A 17,553-nucleotide genomic window follows, 5' to 3' on the forward strand; every position below is an offset into this window, starting at 1 on the left:
TCAGGCTTCCCCCTCTTCCTCGTTGGCGTGGTACGCGTTGATCTCCCGTTCCGCGATCGCGAAGGCGGAGTTGGCGGCGGGGACGGAGCAGTACACCGCGCACTGGAGCAGCACTTCGCCTATGTCCTCGGGGCTCAGCCCGTTGCGCAGGGCTCCTCGCACGTGCGGCGCGAGTTCGTCCTTGTGGCCGCCCGCGACCAGGGCGGTCAGGGTGATGGCGCTGCGGGTGCGCCGGTCCAGGGTGCCTCCGCTCCAGATCTCGCCCCAGGCGTACCGGGTGATGAAGTCCTGGAAGCGGGCGGTGAAGGGAGTGGTGCGGGCGAGGGCCCGGTCCACGTGGGCGTCGCCGAGAACGGAACGCCGGGCGGCTTCCCCGAGGCGCGCGAGGGGCTCGGGCGGCTCGGGGTGGTTGTGCGCGAGGTGACCGAGCAGGGCGTCCCGTACGGCTTCGGGCTGCTCCACGTTGGCGAGGTGACCGGCGCGGGGGAGCTCGATGAGCCGGGCGTCGGGGATGCCGTCGGCGAGTTCGCGGGCGTGCGCGGGCGGGGTGGACCGGTCGTCGCGGCCCGCCACGACCAGGGTGGGGGCGGTGATGCGGGCGAGGTCGGGGCGCAGGTCGAGCCCGGCGAGGATGTCGCAGCAGGCGGCGTACGCGTCCGGGTCCACGCGGTGGTGGTCGGCGAGGAGGTGCTGCGGGGCGGCGAATCCAGCGGTGAACCACCGGCCGGGCGCGCCGTCGCCGATGTCCTCGACTCCCTTGGTACGTACGCTCTCTGCCCGCTGCCGCCAGGGTTCGGGCGGGCCGAAGTGGGCGGAGGAGCAGAGGAGCGCGAGGGATTCGACGCGGTCGGGGTGGTGCGCGGCCAACCACGTTCCGACGGCTCCGCCGAGGGAGATTCCGGCGTAGGCGAAGGTGTCGACGCGGAGGGAGTCCAGGAGGTCGAGGACGAGGGCGCCGAGGGTGGCGACGGTGGGGGTTCGGCCCGGCGGGAGGTCCGATGCGGGCGAGCCTCCGTGGCCGGGGAGGTCCCAGCGGACGACGTCGAAGTGGGCAGAGAGGTACGGGAGTTGTGCGTCCCAGACGGCGAGGGTGGTGCCGAGGGAGGGGGCGAGGACGAGTGTGGGGGCGGAGGGGGTGGAGGTGGGGGTGGGGGTGGGGGTCAGGTGGTGATGCAGCATGGGGGTCCTTCGGGGGCAGATTTCCCACCCGCCCGCCCGTTCAGCGGGATTGGGCGGCTCGGGCACCGTCGGGTGCGGGACGGTGGGGCGGTGCCGCAGCAGGGTCAAGGGGGCGGAGTGCAGCCCCCGGGCTCGCTGCTCTCAACCCGCCGCGCGGGCGGGCGGGAAACCGCGCTCCCTCGCCCTCACCCCACCCGGGCGGGCGGGTGGCAAACCGCGCTCCCTCGGCCCTCACCCCACCACCCTCCCCAACCCCCTCGCCACCAACCTCTGCGCCGCTCCCACATACCCCCCGGGGTCCGACGCGGGCTCCCCGCGCGCGCCCCGCAGGGACGCCCGCTCGGCCAGCACCGCGCCCCCCGTCAGGTCCAGGTTCCGCCGCATGCGGTCCGGCGCGACCCGCAGCCCCGCGCACAGCTCCGACGCCGCCCGCGCGGCGCCCCCGCTCAGGCGGAGTGCCTCGCGCAGGGGGGACCATTCGGCGTGCCACGCCCCGGGCGGGCGTTCGTCCTCCGCCGCCAGCGCGGCGTACAGCACCGAGGCCAGCGCCGGCACCTGCCGGGCCGCCGAGGCGATCAGCACCGAGCGCACCGGGTTCCGCTTGTGCGGCATCGTGGAGGAGGCCCCGCCCGTGCCCTCCGCCACTTCCGCCACCTCGGTGCGGGACAGCACGAGCACATCCGCCGCCACCTTCCCCAGCGCCCCGGCGCAGAACGCGAGCGCCCCGCCCAGATCCGCCACCGGCGTACGCAGCACGTGCCACGGCAACTCGGGTGCGGCCAGCCCCAGTTCCGCCGCGTACGCCTCCACCAGGCCGGGTCCATCCATTCCGTATGCCTCGAACGCCGCCAACGTCCCGGCCGCGCCGCCCAGTTGGGCGGGCAGCGTGTCCCGCACCCGTACCACCCGCTCGTGCGCGTCGAGCACCAGGGAGCGCCAGCCCGTCGCCTTCAGGCCGAACGTTGTCGGGACGGCGTGCTGGGTCAGGGTGCGGGCGGCCATCAGGGTGGCGCGGTGCCGGTCGGCGAGGCCCGCGAGGGATTCGGCCGTCGCCGCCAGGTCGGCCGCGATCAGGTCGAGGGTGCGGGCGGCGACCAGCATCAGCGCCGTGTCCAGGATGTCCTGGCTGGTGGCACCCCGGTGGACGAACTCCTCGTCGCCCGGAGACAGTTCTGCCACCGCCCGCCTCAGGTCGGCCACCAGGGGGATCACCGGGTTGCCGCCCGCCCCGGCCCGCAGGGCCAGCGCCCGCGCGTCGAAGCAGTCCGAACCCGCCGCCTGCGTCACGGCCGACGCGGCCCGCTCCGGCACCGCCGCGACCGCCGCCTGCGCCCGGGCCAGCGCCGCCTCGGCCGCCAGCATCGCCCGCAGCACCGCCCGGTCACCGGTCGCCGCCTCGGCCGGACTCCCCGCACTCACCGGCGTGAGCAGCCCGACGTCCCCTGAACCCTGGGTAGCGTCACGCGAAGTCAAGGAACACCGTCTCCTGCTCGCCCTGCAAGTGGATGTCGAACCGGAAGACCCCGTCTCGGGCACCTTCCCGCCGCGTAAGCAGCGTCTCCCCCCGCTCCCCCGCGATCGCCTTCAACTGGCCCTGGCCGCCCAGACCTTCGACGTACGCCCGGGTGAAGAGGTGGTGTGTCAGGCCGCGCGCGAACAGGCACACCGCGAGGTAGGGCGCGGCCGGCGGCGGGGGCAGCGTGCGGACCGCCCAGTGGCCGTCCGCGCCCGTCGGGACCCGGCCGAAGCCCGTGAAGCCGATGCCGTCGCGGCCGAGGAAGCCGCCGGTGGCCGCATCCCGGCGCCATGAGCCGGGGCGGCCCGCCATCGAGCCGTCGGGCGCGGCCTGCCAGAACTCCAGGAGCGCGTCCGGCACCGGCTCGCCCCTCCCGTCGTACACGTACCCGTGCACCGTGATCGCCTCCGGGTGTCCGGTGGGGGCGATGTCCCCGCCGCCGGGGAAGGGGAGGGCGTACCCGTAGAAGGGGCCGACGGTCTGCGAAGGGGTGGGCGCGGGCATCACGCCGTCACCTCCGGGTCGGGCAGCGTCGCGGCCGGGCCGTCAAGCACGATGTCCCAGCGGTAGCCCAACGACCAGTCCTGGACGGACAGTTCAGGGTCGTACGCCGCCACCAGCCGGTCCCGCGCCGCCCGGTCGGTGACCGCGTGCAGGATCGGGTCGTACGGCAGCAGCGGGTCGCCGGGGAAGTACATCTGGGTCACCAGGCGCTGGGTGAAGGCCGTACCGAAGAGGGAGAAGTGGATGTGGGCCGGGCGCCACGCGTTCTCGTGGTTGCCCCAGGGGTACGCGCCCGGCTTGACCGTCGTGAACGCGTACCTGCCTTCCGCGTCCGTCAGGCAGCGGCCCGCTCCGGTGAAGTGCGGGTCGAGCGGGGCGGCGTGCTGGTCGCGCCGGTGGGCGTAGCGGCCGGACGCGTTCGCCTGCCAGATCTCGACCAGCTGGCCACGGACCGGCCGCCCGAGGCGGTCTACCACGTGCCCTTCCACCGTGATTCGCTCGCCGTGCGGCGCTCCCGCGTGCTGCCGGGTCAGGTCCGCGTCGAGCGCCGTCACCTCGGTGACGCCGAAGACCGGGCCGTGCAGTTCGACCGCCTCCGGGTCGCCGCCCACGGCGACCGGCGCCCGCAGCGGCTCGCGGAACGCACCGCTGCGGTACGGGCCGACGCGCTGCCCCGAGGGCGTCTCCTTGAGCGCGCCGGCCTGCGGCTGGGTGAGTGTCATGGCTCTGCCACCTCTCCTGCTTCAGTACGGATTGCGGATACGGACCGGCGCCGCCGTCCTCGCGCGCACCTCTTCGGCATCGACGCCGGGCGCCGTCTCGACCAGTGCGAAGCCGCCGCCGGGTATCACGTCGAGCACTCCGAGGTCGGTGATGACCCGGTGCACGCAGGCCCGGCCGGTGAGCGGCAGCGTGCACCGCTCCACGAGTTTCGGGGTGCCGTCCTTGGCGGTGTGCTCGGTCAGCACGATCACCCGGCGCACCCCGTGCACGAGGTCCATCGCACCGCCCATGCCCTTCACCAGGCGCCCGGGAACAGCCCAGTTGGCGAGGTCGCCGCCCGCCGAGACCTGCATCGCGCCGAGGATCGCGGTGTCGACGTGGCCGCCCCGGATCATCCCGAACGACAGCGCGGAGTCGAAGAACGCGGCGCCCGGCAGCACGGTCACCGTCTCCTTGCCCGCGTTGACGAGGTCCGGGTCCACGTCCGCCTCCAGGGGGTACGGTCCGACGCCGAGGACGCCGTTCTCCGCGTGGATCACCACATCGACGCCCGGGGACAGATGGCCCGGGACCAGAGTCGGCAGCCCGATGCCGAGGTTCACGCAACCGCCGTCGGCGAGTTCGGCGGCAGCACGCGCCGCCATCCCGTCCCGCGTCCAGCCCTTCGTCTTCATCGGCCCTCCTCCCGATCGCGTACGTTCCGCACGGTCTGCTTCACAACTCCCTTGGTTGCGGCCTGCGTTGGAGTCAAGGGCACCACCCGCTGCACGAAAACCCCCGGCACATGCACCGTGTCCGGATCCAACTCGCCCGGTTCCACGAGGTGTTCGACCTCGGCGACCGTGATCCGGCCCGCCATCGCGGCGAGCGGGTTGAAGTTGCGGGCCGCCCGGCGGAAGAGCAGATTGCCGTGCCGGTCGCCCTTCCAGGCCCGTACGAGCGCGAAGTCCGTGATGATGCCGCGCTCCAGGACGTACTCGCGGCCGGCGAACTCGCGCACCTCCTTGGGCGCCGACGCCACGGCCACCTCGCCGTCGCCGCCGTAGCGCAGCGGCAGTCCGCCGTCGGCGATCTGGGTGCCGGTGCCCGCCGGGGTGTAGAACGCGGGGATGCCGCAGCCGCCCGCCCGCAGCCGCTCGGCGAGGGTGCCCTGCGGGACCAGCTCCAGCTCCAGTTCGCCGCTCAGGTACTGGCGGGCGAACTCCTTGTTGTCGCCGATGTACGAGCCGGTCGCGCGGGCGATCCGGCCTGCCGCGAGGAGGATGCCGAGGCCGCCGCCGTCCACTCCGCAGTTGTTGGAGACCACGCTCAGGGCGGTGGCGCCCTGTGCGTACAGGGCGGCTATGAGCACGTTCGGCACCCCGCAGAGGCCGAAGCCGCCGACCGCGAGACAGGCACCTTCGGGGATGTCGGCCACCGCGTCGGCGGCGGCCCCTACGACCTTGTCCATGGAACGCTCGCTATCTGTTCGCCAGATGAACTAGAGTTCAGAACTACGCTCGCCCCGAGTGTGCGTTCAGCCGGTACGCGTGTCAACGCCCCGTACCTCAACGCCCTGCCCCCGGAGGCCGGATGAGCACCGTCCCCGCCGAAGCCGTCGGCCCGCTGATGCGCGGGGTCGCCGTGCTGCGCGCGCTCAGTGACGCGGACGGGCGGCTCAGCCTCGGCGAGCTGGTCCGGGCGACCGGGCTCGCCCGCTCCACCGTCGACCGGGTCACCGCGACCCTGGCCCGCATGGGCCAGCTGCGCCTCGACGGGCCCACCGCGACGCTCGCCCCGCGCCTCATGGAGCTCGCCAACGCCTACCTGGGCGCCCTGCGCCTGCCCGCCCTGCTCGGCCCGTACGCGGTCCAACTGGCCGAAGAACTCGACGAGTCGGTGTCGCTGGCCGTACCCGACGGCGACGGCATCCGCTTCGTCCACCAGAGCACCCGGCGCCGCGCGATGTCCCTCACCTTCCGCATCGGCGACCTGCTCCCCGCCGAACGCACCGCGCCGGGGCCGCTGTTCGCCGCGCACTGGACGGCGCGGCAGTGGCAGGACTGGCGTGAACTGCGCGCGGCCGATCCGGCGGGGGCCGGTTTTCCCGCCGTCCCGCCCGGCGAGGGCGCGGCCGACGGTTTCGAACGGCGGGCCGCCGCAGCCCGCGCGGCGGGGTGGGCGGTGGACGACCAGCTCATCGAGCCGGGGCTGATCGCGGTGGCCGTGCCGGTGCGCGACCCGGCGGGCACGCTCGTCTGCGCGGTGAGCGCGGTGAGCCACACCAGCCGGCACAGCGCGGCGTCCCTGCGGGCGGCGGTACTGCCCCGGCTGCGCGAGACCGCCGCCGCGATGGAGGCCGAGCTGCGCCGCGAGCACACCCCGGCGCCCGCCCCGCCCCGGGCGCTCGCGGCCTGGACCTCCGCGTCCAAGCAGGAGCTCGGCGCGGAGTTCGTGGAGTCGCTGGCCCGTGGGCTCACCGTGCTGACCGCGTTCGGCGAGGGCCGGGCCGAGCTCTCGCTCAGCGCCGTCGCCGAGGCCACCGGCCTGGCCCGCGCCACCGCCCGGCGCGCCCTGATCACCCTGGACCACCTGGGCCTGGTCGCCGCCCACGGCCGCGCCTTCCGCCTCACCCCGCGCGTCCTGTCGCTCGGCTGCCCGCCGCTGTCCCGTACGACGCTGTCCGACATCGCGGCGCCGCACCTGGCCGCGCTGGCCCGCACGCTGCACGACTCGGCCTCGCTCGCCGTGCTCGACGGCGACGCCATCCAGTACACGGCCCGGGTCGCCACCACCCGGATCATGAGCGTCAACATCACGCCGGGCACCCGCCTGCCCGCGTACGCCGCCTCGATGGGCCGGGTGCTGCTCGCCGATCTGACCGCCGGGGAACGCGCGGCCCGGCTCGGCCGCACGCGGCTGCGGGCGCTCACCCCGCGCACGGTCACCTCCCCGGCCGCGCTGGCCGCCGTCCTGGACGCGGTGGCGGCTCAGGGATACGCCCTGGTGGACGAGGAGTTGGAGGAGGGGCTGCGCTCGATCGCCGTGCCGGTACGGGGTCCTGGCGGGCGGGTGGTGGCCGCGGTGAACGTGGCCATGCACACGACCCGCCGCACGGTGGCGGAGTGCGTCGCCGAGGTGCTGCCGGTGCTGCGGGGTGCGGCTTCAGCCATCGAGGCGGACCTGGGCGTTGTCGGCCGCTTCTGCGACGTCCCACTGTCGTGACGGGCACCCACCCGGTCGATCTTCCCGGCACCGGAATCCAGAGCGAACGCCGCTCGTCACCCCGACTCCCCGAATATCCCTCTAATCGGTTAATTCAGGGGATCGCGGACATGTTCATGACCTCATTCGGGGATACAGGGCTAGTCCACTGCCCAGCCTGTCCCTGACACACCGGAGTACGCCACGTGGAGACCGAAGACACCGTGTGGAGCTGCCCCTTCGATCACGCCGAGGCCCTTGAGTTCGACCCGCAGCTCCACCGGATGCTGGCGGACGAGCCGGTGGCGCGGATCCGGATGGCGTACGGCGAGGGCGAGGCCTGGCTGGTCACGCGGTACGAGGACGTGCGGACGGTCACCACCGACCGCCGGTTCAGCCGCAGCGCCGTCATTGGCCGGGACTTCCCCCGGATGACCCCCGAGCCCATCGTGCAGGCCGAGTCGATCAACCTCATGGACCCCCCGGCCAGCAGCCGGGTGCGCAGCCTCGTCGCCAAGAGCTTCGCCCCCAAGCACGTGGCGCGGATGCGCGAGCGCACCCAGCTGGTGGTGGACGAGCTGCTCGGGCGGATGGCCGCACACGGCTCGCCCGCCGACTACGTGGCGCACCTCGCCGCCCCGCTCCCCCTCGTCACGATCTGCGAGGTCCTCGCGATCCCCGAGGACGAGCGGGACTGGCTGCGCAGCCACGCGCTCACCATGATGAACATCGGTGCCGCCGGCCGCGAGGCCGCCGTCCGGGCCAAGGCCGAACTGCGCACCTACTTCACCGACCTCACCGCCGCCCGCCGGCGCGCTCCCGGCGACGACCTCATCTCCACCCTCGCCACCGCCCGCGACGGCGACGAGCTCCTGGACGACCAGGAGCTCGCCGTGATGGCGATGGTCCTGCTCATCACCGGCCAGGACACCACGACGTACGAGCTCGGGAACATCGCGTACACGATCCTGACCAAGCCGGACGTCCTCGACGCCCTGCGGATGCACCCCGACCGCTTCCCCTCCGTCCTGGACGAGCTGCTCCGCTTCATCCCGTTCCGCAAGGGCGTCGGCATCCCCCGCGTCGCCACCGAGGACGTCGAGCTGAGCGGGGCGCTCATCAAGGCCGGGGACATCGTCCATGTCTCCTACCTCACTGCCAACCGGGACAGCCTCAAGTTCGACCGGCCCCACGAGGTCGATCTGGACCGGGGCGCGGTCCCGCACATGACGTTCGGCTGGGGCGCGCACCACTGCCTCGGCGCCCCGCTCGCCCAGATGGAGCTGGAGGTGGCGTTCACTTCCCTGCTCACCCGCTTCCCCGGACTGCGGCTCGCCTGCGACGCCGCCGAGGTGCCGTGGAACACCCACTCCATCTGGCGCTACCCGCTCAGCCTTCCGGTCGCCTGGTGACCAACCCCCCACCGAAGAAGGGAAGCTCGATGGCCACCCTGTGCCGACCGGCGGTCGCTGTGCCCGACCACGTCATCACCCAGGAGCAGACGCTGGCGCTCGCCCGTGAGACGCATGCCGGGCATCCGCAGCGCGATCTCGTGCTCAGACTGATCAAGAACACCGGCGTGCTGACCCGGCATCTCGTCCAGCCCATCGAAGAGACCCTGAGACACCCCGGCTTCGCGTCCCGCAACCAGGTGTACGAGGCCGAGGCGAAGGCCCGGGTGCCGGAGGTGGTGCGCCGGGCGCTCGGATACGCCGAGGTCGAGCCGGCCGACATCGACCTGATCGTCTACGTGTCGTGCACGGGCTTCATGATGCCCTCGCTCACCGCCTGGCTGATCAACACGATGGGCTTCGACTACGACACCAGACAGCTGCCCATCGCCCAGCTCGGCTGCGCGGCGGGCGGCGCCGCGATCAACCGCGCGCACGACTTCATCACCGCCTATCCGGGCTCGAACGTGCTCATCGTGTCGTGCGAGTTCTGCTCGCTGCTCTACCAGCCCACCGACATCGGCGTGGGCTCGCTGCTCTCCAACGGCCTGTTCGGGGACGCCATTTCGGCTGCGGTGGTACGGGGCGAGGGCGGCACCGGCATGCGGATGGAGCGCAACGGCTCCCACCTGGTGCCGGACACCGAGAACTGGATCTCGTACGCCGTGCGCGAGACGGGCTTCCACTTCCAGCTCGACAAACGGGTGCCCGGCACCATGGAAATGCTCGCCCCCGCCCTCAAGTCCCTTGCGTCCGACCACAGTTGGGACGTCAGCCAGCTCGACTTCTACATCGTGCACGCGGGCGGACCGCGCATCCTCGACGACCTGTGCACGTTCCTCGGGCTCGGCCCGGAGATGTTCAGCTTCAGCCGCAGCACCCTCACCGAACGCGGCAACATCGCGAGTTCGGTGGTGTTCGACGCCCTGGCCAGGCTCTTCGCCGAGGGCGGCATGGCCGACGGGGCACGCGGCCTGATCGCCGGTTTCGGCCCCGGCATCACCGCGGAGATCGGCCTGGGCCGCTGGAACGCGGGCCTGACCGCCGACCCGCCGCTCACCGCCGCCCCGGCCCGGATCTGACCCCGGCGCCGGTACGGCTGCCCGCTTCCGCTACCCGGCCCCCCGCCTCGCCCTACCCGTAGGAGAGGTTCGAGCAGATGTTGTCGTCGGCCGAGCGGGCCTTGTCGGCGACCGACGAGGGGACCGCGGCCGGGGCGCTGGGCGCGGCGGCCGCGCCGCCCCCGCTCTGCTCGTACTGCGTACCCACGATGACGCTGAGGCCGGGTGCCTTCGACTTGCGCAGCAGCGCGCCGGGGAAGTGCGTGGCGAGCGTGTTGGCCTTGGCCTCGTCGTTCGCGCCGTACTCGATGACGCTGTGCGTGTAGTCCTGGGTGGCGGCGGTCGTGGCGCCGGTGATCGTGAACCCCGCGGCCTTCAGCGAGTCGGCTACCTTGCCGGCCAGGCCCTTGGCGATGGTGCCGTTGTAGACGGCGACGGCGATCCCCTTGCCGTCGGCGGGAGCCGGGGCATCGGCCGACGCGGACGGGCTCGGCTTGGCGCCCTTCGCCCCGGCGTCCTGGCCGTCGACCGTGCGGTCCGCCTTCAGCGCGGCGAACAGGGCGTCCGCCTCCGGCTTGACGACCGCGACGCGCGCGCCTTCGTAGCGCCAGGGCAGGGTCACGAACTTGGTGTTGTGCAGATCGATGTTCTTCATCGACATCGCGAACGAGATCAGCTTGTCGGCGGAGCCGAGGCCGGGGTCGACGGTCATCGACTTGGTGGCGGCGTTGGCGAGCGGCAGCAGGCTGGTCGGGTCCAGGCCGGTGCCCTTCACCTTCTTGATCAGGCTGCCGACGAAGGCCTGCTGGCGCTGGATCCGGCCTATGTCGGAGCCGTCGCCGATGCCGTGCCGGATCCGCACGTAGTCCAGGGCCTTCTGCCCGGACACCTCCTGCGGGCCCTTGGCGAAGATCAGGTTGCCCTTGTGATGGAGGTTGGGGTTGAGGTCGCCCTGGTAGACGTCGTTGGGGACGCAGACCTGGACGCCGCCGACGGCCTCCGTCATCTTCGCGAAGCCCGCGAAGTCCACGACCACGGTGTGGTCGACGCGCAGTCCGGTCAGCTTCTCGACGGTGTTCTGGGTGCACGCGGGGTTGCCCGCCACCGTCTCGCCCACCTCGAACGCCGAGTTGAACATCACATTGTGCTTGGTCGTGGTCCAGCTGCCGTTCGGCAGCTTGCACGGGGGTATGTCCACCAGGGAGTCGCGGGGTATGGAGACCGCGACGGCATGCTTCTGGTCGGCGTACACATGCATCATGAACGCGGTGTCCGAGCGGCCGATGTCGCCCGTGCCGTGGCCGTACTGGGCGTTGTCGCCGGAGCGTGAGTCCGAGCCGATGACCAGGACGTTCGAGCCCTTGTCCGAGCCGGCGGGGCGGTCGGCGGAGACGCCGCCGTCGTCGAAGGTCTTGATGTTGCCGTTCAGCTGGAGGTAGATCCAGCCGCCGCCGGCGAGCGCGAGAACCACGACCGAGAGCGCCGTGATCCCGGCGATACGGGCCCGGCTGCGTTTGCCGCGGCGCCGTGGAGCGGCGGAGCTGCCGCCCTCACGGTGCCTGCTTGCCGCTCCCGCTTTGCGCCTGCCGGCCATCGGACCCCTCATCCCTCATGAACGCCTCTTCTGTAGAGGAGACGGTGAGTCGCACCCTCTGGTTGTACAGTTGCGCAATGTAGCAAGTCTGAATTAGAGACATCAGCCCCAGTCGTACGACGAAAACGGCTGTAGGACGCGAACGAGGGAGGACGGCGGGATGTTCCTGCGCAACGGGCTCGAGCCCTGGCATCTGCTGATCGTGGCCGTAGTACTGATCCTGCTGTTCGGCTCCAAGAAGCTGCCCGACACAGCACGCGCGCTGGGCAAGTCCCTGCGCATCCTCAAGAGCGAGACCAAGGCGATGCGCGAGGACGGCACGGGCGATGCGACGTCCTCGGCCGCCGCCCCGGCCCCGCAGGTGACCCCGGCTCCGGCCCCGGTCCACCCGGCGACCCCGACCCCGACGGAAGCTCCCCCGCGCCCGGCCCAGTAACCGCGGCCGTACGCTCCGCAGGCATGGAGCAGCTGCCGACATACGACGACGTGGTCCGCGCGCACGAGCGGATCGCCTCGCACGCCCACCGCACCCCGGTCCTGACCTCCCGGCTCACCGATGCCGAGCTCGGTCTGAGCCTCTACTTCAAGTGCGAGAACCTCCAGCGCATGGGGGCGTTCAAGTTCCGCGGCGCGTTCAACGCGCTGTCCCTGTTCAGCGCGGAGCAGCGCCGCGCGGGCGTGGTCGCCTACTCCTCCGGCAACCACGCCCAGGCCGTGGCGCTGTCCGCTGCGCTGCTCGGCATCCCGGCGACCATCGTCATGCCCCGCGACGCCCCCGCGGCCAAGCTCGCCGCCACCAAGGGGTACGGGGCGAGCGTGGTTCCCTACGACCGCTACACCGAGGACCGCGAGGCGATCGGCCGGGCGGTGGCGAAGGAGCGCGGCCTGACGCTGGTCCCGCCGTACGACCATCCCCATGTGATGGCGGGCCAGGGCACCGCCGCGAAGGAGCTCTTCGAGGAGACCGGCCCGCTCGACGCCCTGTTCGTGCCGCTCGGCGGCGGCGGACTCCTGTCGGGCAGCCTGCTGTCGGCGGCCGCCCTCGCTCCGTCCTGCGAGGTCTACGGGGTCGAACCGGAAGCGGGCGACGACGGCCGCCGGTCCCTGCGCAGCGGCGCGATCGTGCACATCGACACCCCTCAGACCATCGCGGACGGCGCCCAGACCCAGCACCTGGGCGCCCACACCTTCCCCGTGATCCGCGACCGCGTCACCGACATCGTGACCGCCACCGACGCCCAACTCATCGACTGCATGCGACAGTTGGCGACCCGCATGAAGATCATCGCCGAGCCCACGGGCTGCCTGGGCCTCGCCGCCGCCCGCGACCTCGCCGACCGCTACCGCGGCGGTCGGGTCGGCGTGATCATCAGCGGCGGCAACGTGGACATGGACCGCTTCGTGGCACTGCTGGCCCGCTGAAACCGCACCTTGACCGACTTCCCTCTTGAGTTGTCCACAGGCTTGGGAGGAGGCGAACGGATTGTCGGCGGTACGGAGCATGATGGGGGGCATGAACGAGATGCCGGATTGGGAGAAGCGGTTCAGGGCGCCCCGGGTGGGGCTCCCCGACTGGGCGGAGGACGCCCCGGACCGCTCGCTGTTCGTGTCGAACGCGACAGGGACGTACGAGCTGTACGCATGGGACCGCACCACCGGCGCGCAGCGCCGGGCCACCGACCGCCCCAACGGGACGACGGACGGCGTACTGACCCCGGACGGCGAGTGGATCTGGTGGTTCAGCGATACGGACGGCGACGAGTTCGGCGTGTGGCAGCGCCAGCCGTTCGGGGGCGGCGACGACGAGCCGGCCGTGCCCGGTCTCGACCCGTCGTACCCGGCGGGACTGGCGCTCGGCCGGGACGGGACGGCGGTCGTCGGCCGCTCCACCGACGCGGACGGCACCACGATCCACGTCGTACGCCCCGCCGCCGCCCCCGTCGAGATCTACCGGCACCGCGAGTCCGCGGGCGTGGGCGACCTCTCGCACGACGGGACGCTGATCGCCGTCGAGCACACCGAGCACGGCGACGCGATGCACTCCGCGCTGCGCGTGGTGCGCCCGGACGGCTCGACGGTCGCCGAGCTCGACGACACCAAGGGCGGCACCGAGGAACTCGGCCTGGAAGTACTCGGGTTCGCGCCGCTGGCGGGCGACACCCGGCTGCTCGTCGCGCACCAGCGGCGCGGCCGCTGGGAGCCGATGATCTGGGACGTCGCCTCCGGCGAGGAGCGCGACCTCGCCCTCGACCTGCCGGGCGACGTCTCGGCCGAGTGGTACCCGGACGGCTCGGGGCTGCTCGTCGTCCACAGCTTCGAGGCCCGCAGCAGCCTGTTCCGCTTCGACCTGGCGACGCGTTCGCTGGTCGGGATCGACACCCCGGCCGGTTCGGTGTCGGGGGCTACGGCCCGCCCGGACGGCACCGTGGAGTACCTGTGGTCGTCCGCGGCCAGCCCGTCCGAGGTCCGCTCCACGACCGGCGAGGTCGTGCTCGACCCGCCCGGATTCAAGGCGCCCTCCTCCGTGCCGGTGGCGGACGTCTGGGTGGAGGGCCCCGGCGGCCGCGTCCACGCCCTGATCCAGCGCCCGGCGGGCGCGGGCCCCTTCCCCACGGTCTTCGAGATCCACGGCGGCCCGACCTGGCACGACAGCGACGCGTTCGCCTCCGGACCCGCGGCCTGGGTCGACCACGGCTATGCGGTGGTCCGGGTCAACTACCGGGGCTCCACGGGGTACGGCCGCGAATGGACCGACGCGCTCAAGCACCGGGTCGGGCTCATCGAGCTCGAAGACATCGCGGCGGTCCGCGACTGGGCGGTCTCCTCGGGGCTTGCCGACCCCGCGCGCCTCGTCCTGGCGGGCGGATCCTGGGGCGGCTACCTCACCCTGCTCGGCCTCGGCACCCAGCCGGACGCGTGGGCGCTCGGGCTCGCGGCGGTGCCGGTCGCGGACTACGTCACGGCGTACCACGACGAGATGGAGGCGCTGAAGGCGATGGACCGGACGCTGCTCGGCGGCACGCCGGAGGAGGTGCCGGAGCGCTTCCAGGCGTCCTCGCCGCTCACCTACGTCGACGCGGTGAAGGCGCCCGTCTACATCTCGGCGGGCGTCAACGACCCGCGCTGCCCGATCCGCCAGGTGGAGAACTACGTGGACCGCCTGAAGTCCCGGGGCGCGGCGCACGAGGTCTACCGCTATGACGCGGGCCACGGTTCGCTGGTGGTGGAGGAGCGCATCAAGCAGGTGCGGTTGGAGCTCGACTTCGCGGCGCGGCACTTGGCGGGCTGACGCGCCGGACGGGCTGGGGATGCCCGCACCGGACCCTGCCAGGGGCGCGGGGAACTGCGCGACCAGCCTCCCCCAAGCTCTCAACTTCGTTCGAGCAGGGGGGACCCCCATCGGCCCGCACCCGAACGACCAAGCACCCAGCCGCGGGGGTCCGGGGGCGGAGCCCCCGGCGGCTCAGCGTGGTGCCGCCGACGAAACAGGGGGTTGGGGGGCACCCCCCTGGACCGAGCACCCCGAACCGTTCCGTACCGTGGGGGTGTGTACCGGTTCCTGCTCACACCCCGCTGGTGGGGAATCCACGTCTTCGTCCTGCTCGCCATCCCCGTATGTATCTTCATGGGCTCCTGGCAGCTGGGCCGCTTCGAGGACCGCGTGCAGTCCCACAACGCGGCCGAGAAGGCCCCCGACCCCGCCACGCGGAAGGCCGAGCCGCTCGCCTCGCTGCTCCCCGTCGACCAGCGCACCTCCGGCCGCCCCGCCGCGGCGCGCGGCCGGTACGCCGAGCAGTTCGTGGTGCCCGACCGCCAGGTCGACGGCCGGACGGGCAGCTACGTCCTGACCATGCTGCGCACCGACGGCGGCAAGGCGCTGCCCGTCGTGCGGGGCTGGATCCCGAAGGGCGCCAAGGCCCCCGCCCCGCCCGCCGGCGAGGTGGCCGTCACCGGCGAACTCCAGGCGTCCGAGAACGTGGGCTCCGACGGGGTGAACGCGGCGGGCGGCCTCCCGTCGGGCCAGGTCGGCATGATCAGCGCGGCGTCCCTGGTCAACCTCGTTCCGTACCAGGTGTACGACGCCTGGGTGACGCTGCCCAGCGCCGATGCCGGGATGACTCCGGTGCCGGCGGCCGCGCCGCAGAACAGCGGGCTCGACCTGAAGGCGTTCCAGAACCTCGGCTACACCGGCGAGTGGTTCGTCTTCGCGGGGTTCGTGGTCTTCATGTGGTTCCGCCTGGTCCGGCGCGAGGCGGAGGCCCTGGAGGACGCCGAGCTCGGCCTCGCGCCCGAGCCGGACGACGCACCCGCGGCCCCGCTCCCCAACTGACCTGCCCCCAGGGCTGATTCGGCCCCCGGGCCCGCAGAGCCTGCTACCGAGACCCCGCTACTGCGCGGCGGCCGTCGACGTCCCCGCGTCGAGGACGCCCGTCTTGTAGATCGTCCCGGCGCAGGCGTTCGGGATCTTCGCCTCCGCGGACGGCGCGCCCGGCTCGGCGACGTGGGTCACCGCGACCGTGCCGTCCGAGGTCGTGTTCGGGGTGCCGGCGTCCGAACCGAGCTGCGCGGTCTGGCCGCCGCCGGTCGGGGTGGTGATCCCGCTGGTGCTGCCGGTGCTGCCGCCCGAGGGGCTCGGATCGGGCGAGGGCTGCGTCTTGGGACAGGTGTCGGAGGGCACCCAGGCGAACCGCACCTCATACGCCGCCGACGGATTCAGCACCAGGTGGCTGTTGTCCTGCGAGGGGTCGGGGAGCCCGGGCGCCGGGTCGCCCGCCGCGTGCTCGACGACGGTGATCTTCGCCGGGTTGGCCGCGCCCTGTGCCCGCACGTTGAACTTGCCGACCCCGCCGATCGCGCACTGCTTCTTCGAGGCGTTGACGATGCGGAAGGCTCCGTACACCTTGCCGGTGGAGTCGGGCTTGCCCACGCTCGCCGACTTGACGCTCAGTGCGTCCGCCCCGCAGGCCGGCGAGTTCGCCTGCACGGGGCCGCTGCCGGCCACCGTGGCGCCGCCCGCAGTGCCGCCGGTGGTGCCCTTGCCGGGGGTCGGCGTCCTGCCCCTGCCGTCGGGTTTCCCGGGCTGGACGCCGGCGCCGGAGGGCCGGTCGTCGTCCCGCACGCCGTCCGCCGGGTCCGAATCCGTGCCGCCGGTGCCGTGCGCCTGCTCGCCGTGCCCGGCGATGGTCGGCTGCTCGCCCGCGGTGCCCGAGGTGTTGGCGACATGGATGAACGCCGGTACCGCGGTGGCCACGAGCAGGGCGGCGGCGACCGAGCCGACGACGGCCTGCCGCTTGCGGGCCCGCCGCACGGGCACCGCGTTCTGCAGCTGTTCGAGCGCCCCGTGCGAGGGCGTCAGGTCGCCGACCGCGTCGTGCAGCAGGCTGCGCAGCGCCTGTTCCTCGGGTGAGTACGACCCCGCCGGGGCCGGTGGCAGGCCGAAGGGAGGGGTGCCGGTGCTGTTCTTGTCCGGCGTCTTGTCCACGAATCCGTATCCAGTCAGGTCGTTCAGGTCATTCGCGGGCCGCTGGTCCGGCCCGCTCTTCCCGTGCTCCCCGTCGTCCCCCGGCCACCCGCCGCCGTTCCTGCCGGGCCCGGTCATACCGGTGCCTCCATGGCGACGCGCAGGGCGGCGATGCCGCGCGACCCGTACGCCTTCACCGAGCCCAGGGATATGCCGAGCGTCTCGGCGGCCTGGGCCTCGGTCATGTCCGCGAAGTACCGCAGCACGAGCACCTCGCGCTGGCGGCGCTGGAGCCCGCGCATCGCCTTGATCAGCGCGTCGCGCTCCAGCTGGTCGTACGCGCCCTCCTCGGCGCTCGCCATGTCGGGCATCGGCTTGGAGAGCAGCTTGAGCCCGAGGATGCGGCGGCGCAGCGCGGAGCGTGACAGGTTCACGACCGTCTGGCGGAGGTAGGCGAGGGTCTTCTCCGGCTCGCGCACCCGGCTGCGGGCCGAGTGGACCCGGATGAACGCCTCCTGCACGACGTCCTCGCAGGACGCGGTGTCGTCCAGGAGCAGTGCCGCGAGGCCGAGCAGCGAGCGGTAGTGCGCGCGGTAGGTCTCGGTGAGGTGATCGACGGTGGTACCGGCCGCCATGACCGCGTCAGCGCTCTCGCGCGAGGTCGTCTGGGAGGGAACGCGGGCGGGACGGGTGGCGGGCATGGGCGCGATCACCGGCATGCCCCCGGGCGCACCGAGGCGCCGGCGCGGACGCACGGCCGTGCCGGCGAGCGCCGGGACGGCTCTGAAGTCGAGTACCTCTGCCACGCCTGTTGGACACGTTCCTCCCCGCCAGGGTTGTACGCGTACGACACCGTATTTGGCGGTGCGACAAATGCCCTC

The 17,553-nt window shown here is 72.8% G+C and carries 16 protein-coding genes; 7 read left to right on the forward strand and 9 right to left on the reverse strand.

Features of this window, described 5'->3' with window-relative positions:
- From pcaD to ACIBK6_RS27840, 6 genes are all read right to left on the reverse strand, one after another.
- Entirely contained in the window at positions 1-1,179 is a 1,179-nt protein-coding gene (gene pcaD, locus ACIBK6_RS27815; RefSeq protein ID WP_399054109.1) for a 3-oxoadipate enol-lactonase, read from the reverse strand.
- A gap of 231 nt (positions 1,180-1,410) precedes the next feature.
- Positions 1,411-2,652: a 3-carboxy-cis,cis-muconate cycloisomerase gene (gene pcaB, locus ACIBK6_RS27820; RefSeq protein ID WP_399054110.1), complete on the reverse strand. Its 1,242-nt coding sequence runs from the start codon at positions 2,650-2,652 to the stop codon at positions 1,411-1,413.
- Positions 2,639-3,199, reverse strand: a complete 561-nt coding sequence (gene pcaG, locus ACIBK6_RS27825; protein WP_399054111.1) for a protocatechuate 3,4-dioxygenase subunit alpha — start codon at positions 3,197-3,199, stop codon at positions 2,639-2,641. Before pcaG ends, pcaB begins: the two co-directional genes overlap by 14 nt.
- On the reverse strand, positions 3,199-3,921 hold the full coding sequence (gene pcaH, locus ACIBK6_RS27830; RefSeq protein ID WP_399054112.1) for a protocatechuate 3,4-dioxygenase subunit beta: 723 nt from the start codon (positions 3,919-3,921) through the stop codon (positions 3,199-3,201). The genes pcaG and pcaH overlap by 1 nt, the downstream gene beginning before the upstream one ends.
- Positions 3,922-3,942: 21 nt before the next feature.
- Positions 3,943-4,596 (reverse strand): 3-oxoacid CoA-transferase subunit B, encoded by a 654-nt coding sequence (locus ACIBK6_RS27835; RefSeq protein ID WP_399054113.1) that lies wholly within the window; start codon positions 4,594-4,596, stop codon positions 3,943-3,945.
- Positions 4,593-5,372: a CoA transferase subunit A gene (locus ACIBK6_RS27840; RefSeq protein ID WP_399054114.1), complete on the reverse strand. Its 780-nt coding sequence runs from the start codon at positions 5,370-5,372 to the stop codon at positions 4,593-4,595. Before ACIBK6_RS27840 ends, ACIBK6_RS27835 begins: the two co-directional genes overlap by 4 nt.
- Before the next feature lie 122 nt (positions 5,373-5,494).
- Here ACIBK6_RS27840 and ACIBK6_RS27845 point away from each other — a divergent pair, with 122 nt between their 5' ends.
- The 3 genes from ACIBK6_RS27845 (at position 5,495) to ACIBK6_RS27855 (ending at position 9,638) form a co-directional block, all read left to right on the forward strand.
- Positions 5,495-7,126 carry an IclR family transcriptional regulator C-terminal domain-containing protein gene (locus ACIBK6_RS27845; protein ID WP_399054115.1) on the forward strand — a complete coding sequence of 544 codons (1,632 nt, stop codon included), beginning with the start codon at positions 5,495-5,497 and terminating at the stop codon, positions 7,124-7,126.
- Between the two features lie 185 nt (positions 7,127-7,311).
- On the forward strand, positions 7,312-8,517 hold the full coding sequence (locus ACIBK6_RS27850) for a cytochrome P450 (protein ID WP_399054116.1): 1,206 nt from the start codon (positions 7,312-7,314) through the stop codon (positions 8,515-8,517).
- A gap of 29 nt (positions 8,518-8,546) precedes the next feature.
- Entirely contained in the window at positions 8,547-9,638 is a 1,092-nt protein-coding gene (locus ACIBK6_RS27855) for a type III polyketide synthase (protein ID WP_399054200.1), read from the forward strand.
- 52 nt (positions 9,639-9,690) lie between these two features.
- On the opposite strand, the gene ACIBK6_RS27860 is transcribed toward ACIBK6_RS27855, so the two are convergent.
- On the reverse strand, positions 9,691-11,211 hold the full coding sequence (locus ACIBK6_RS27860; RefSeq protein WP_399054117.1) for an LCP family protein: 1,521 nt from the start codon (positions 11,209-11,211) through the stop codon (positions 9,691-9,693).
- 160 nt (positions 11,212-11,371) lie between these two features.
- On the opposite strand from ACIBK6_RS27860, the gene tatA reads away from it, so the two are divergent.
- The 4 genes from tatA to ACIBK6_RS27880 all read left to right on the forward strand — a co-directional run bounded on the left by tatA (position 11,372) and on the right by ACIBK6_RS27880 (position 15,541).
- Entirely contained in the window at positions 11,372-11,647 is a 276-nt protein-coding gene (gene tatA, locus ACIBK6_RS27865) for a Sec-independent protein translocase subunit TatA (protein ID WP_399054118.1), read from the forward strand.
- A gap of 23 nt (positions 11,648-11,670) precedes the next feature.
- Positions 11,671-12,633, forward strand: a complete 963-nt coding sequence (locus tag ACIBK6_RS27870; protein WP_399054119.1) for a threo-3-hydroxy-L-aspartate ammonia-lyase — start codon at positions 11,671-11,673, stop codon at positions 12,631-12,633.
- Between the two features lie 79 nt (positions 12,634-12,712).
- The gene (locus tag ACIBK6_RS27875) at positions 12,713-14,500 is read left to right on the forward strand and encodes a prolyl oligopeptidase family serine peptidase (protein ID WP_399054201.1); all 1,788 of its coding nucleotides are present in this window, start codon (positions 12,713-12,715) and stop codon (positions 14,498-14,500) included.
- Positions 14,501-14,758: 258 nt separating this feature from the next.
- Positions 14,759-15,541, forward strand: coding sequence for an SURF1 family protein (locus ACIBK6_RS27880; RefSeq protein ID WP_399054121.1), 783 nt, complete (start codon positions 14,759-14,761; stop codon positions 15,539-15,541).
- 57 nt (positions 15,542-15,598) lie between these two features.
- Here the strand turns inward: ACIBK6_RS27880 and ACIBK6_RS27885 are convergent, their stop codons facing one another.
- Positions 15,599-16,810 (reverse strand): hypothetical protein, encoded by a 1,212-nt coding sequence (locus ACIBK6_RS27885; RefSeq protein WP_399054122.1) that lies wholly within the window; start codon positions 16,808-16,810, stop codon positions 15,599-15,601.
- Entirely contained in the window at positions 16,807-17,478 is a 672-nt protein-coding gene (locus ACIBK6_RS27890) for a SigE family RNA polymerase sigma factor (RefSeq protein WP_399054123.1), read from the reverse strand. The genes ACIBK6_RS27885 and ACIBK6_RS27890 overlap by 4 nt, the downstream gene beginning before the upstream one ends.
- Positions 17,479-17,553 lie beyond the last annotated feature (75 nt).

The sequence above is a fragment of the Streptomyces sp. NPDC050485 genome, from assembly GCF_044458185.1.
GTDB lineage: Bacteria > Actinomycetota > Actinomycetes > Streptomycetales > Streptomycetaceae > Streptomyces.

What these genes read in the sequence shown, in the direction of transcription:
- pcaD (WP_399054109.1), bottom strand. Translation starts at nt 1,179, where the DNA reads ATGCTGCATCACCACCTGACCCCCACCCCCACCCCCACCTCCACCCCC.
- pcaG (WP_399054111.1), bottom strand. Translation starts at nt 3,199, where the DNA reads ATGCCCGCGCCCACCCCTTCGCAGACCGTCGGCCCCTTCTACGGGTAC.
- pcaH (WP_399054112.1), bottom strand. Translation starts at nt 3,921, where the DNA reads ATGACACTCACCCAGCCGCAGGCCGGCGCGCTCAAGGAGACGCCCTCG.
- ACIBK6_RS27835 (WP_399054113.1), bottom strand. Translation starts at nt 4,596, where the DNA reads ATGAAGACGAAGGGCTGGACGCGGGACGGGATGGCGGCGCGTGCTGCC.
- ACIBK6_RS27840 (WP_399054114.1), bottom strand. Translation starts at nt 5,372, where the DNA reads ATGGACAAGGTCGTAGGGGCCGCCGCCGACGCGGTGGCCGACATCCCC.
- ACIBK6_RS27845 (WP_399054115.1), top strand. Translation starts at nt 5,495, where the DNA reads ATGAGCACCGTCCCCGCCGAAGCCGTCGGCCCGCTGATGCGCGGGGTC.
- ACIBK6_RS27855 (WP_399054200.1), top strand. Translation starts at nt 8,547, where the DNA reads ATGGCCACCCTGTGCCGACCGGCGGTCGCTGTGCCCGACCACGTCATC.
- ACIBK6_RS27860 (WP_399054117.1), bottom strand. Translation starts at nt 11,211, where the DNA reads ATGGCCGGCAGGCGCAAAGCGGGAGCGGCAAGCAGGCACCGTGAGGGC.
- tatA (WP_399054118.1), top strand. Translation starts at nt 11,372, where the DNA reads ATGTTCCTGCGCAACGGGCTCGAGCCCTGGCATCTGCTGATCGTGGCC.
- ACIBK6_RS27870 (WP_399054119.1), top strand. Translation starts at nt 11,671, where the DNA reads ATGGAGCAGCTGCCGACATACGACGACGTGGTCCGCGCGCACGAGCGG.
- ACIBK6_RS27875 (WP_399054201.1), top strand. Translation starts at nt 12,713, where the DNA reads ATGATGGGGGGCATGAACGAGATGCCGGATTGGGAGAAGCGGTTCAGG.
- ACIBK6_RS27885 (WP_399054122.1), bottom strand. Translation starts at nt 16,810, where the DNA reads ATGACCGGGCCCGGCAGGAACGGCGGCGGGTGGCCGGGGGACGACGGG.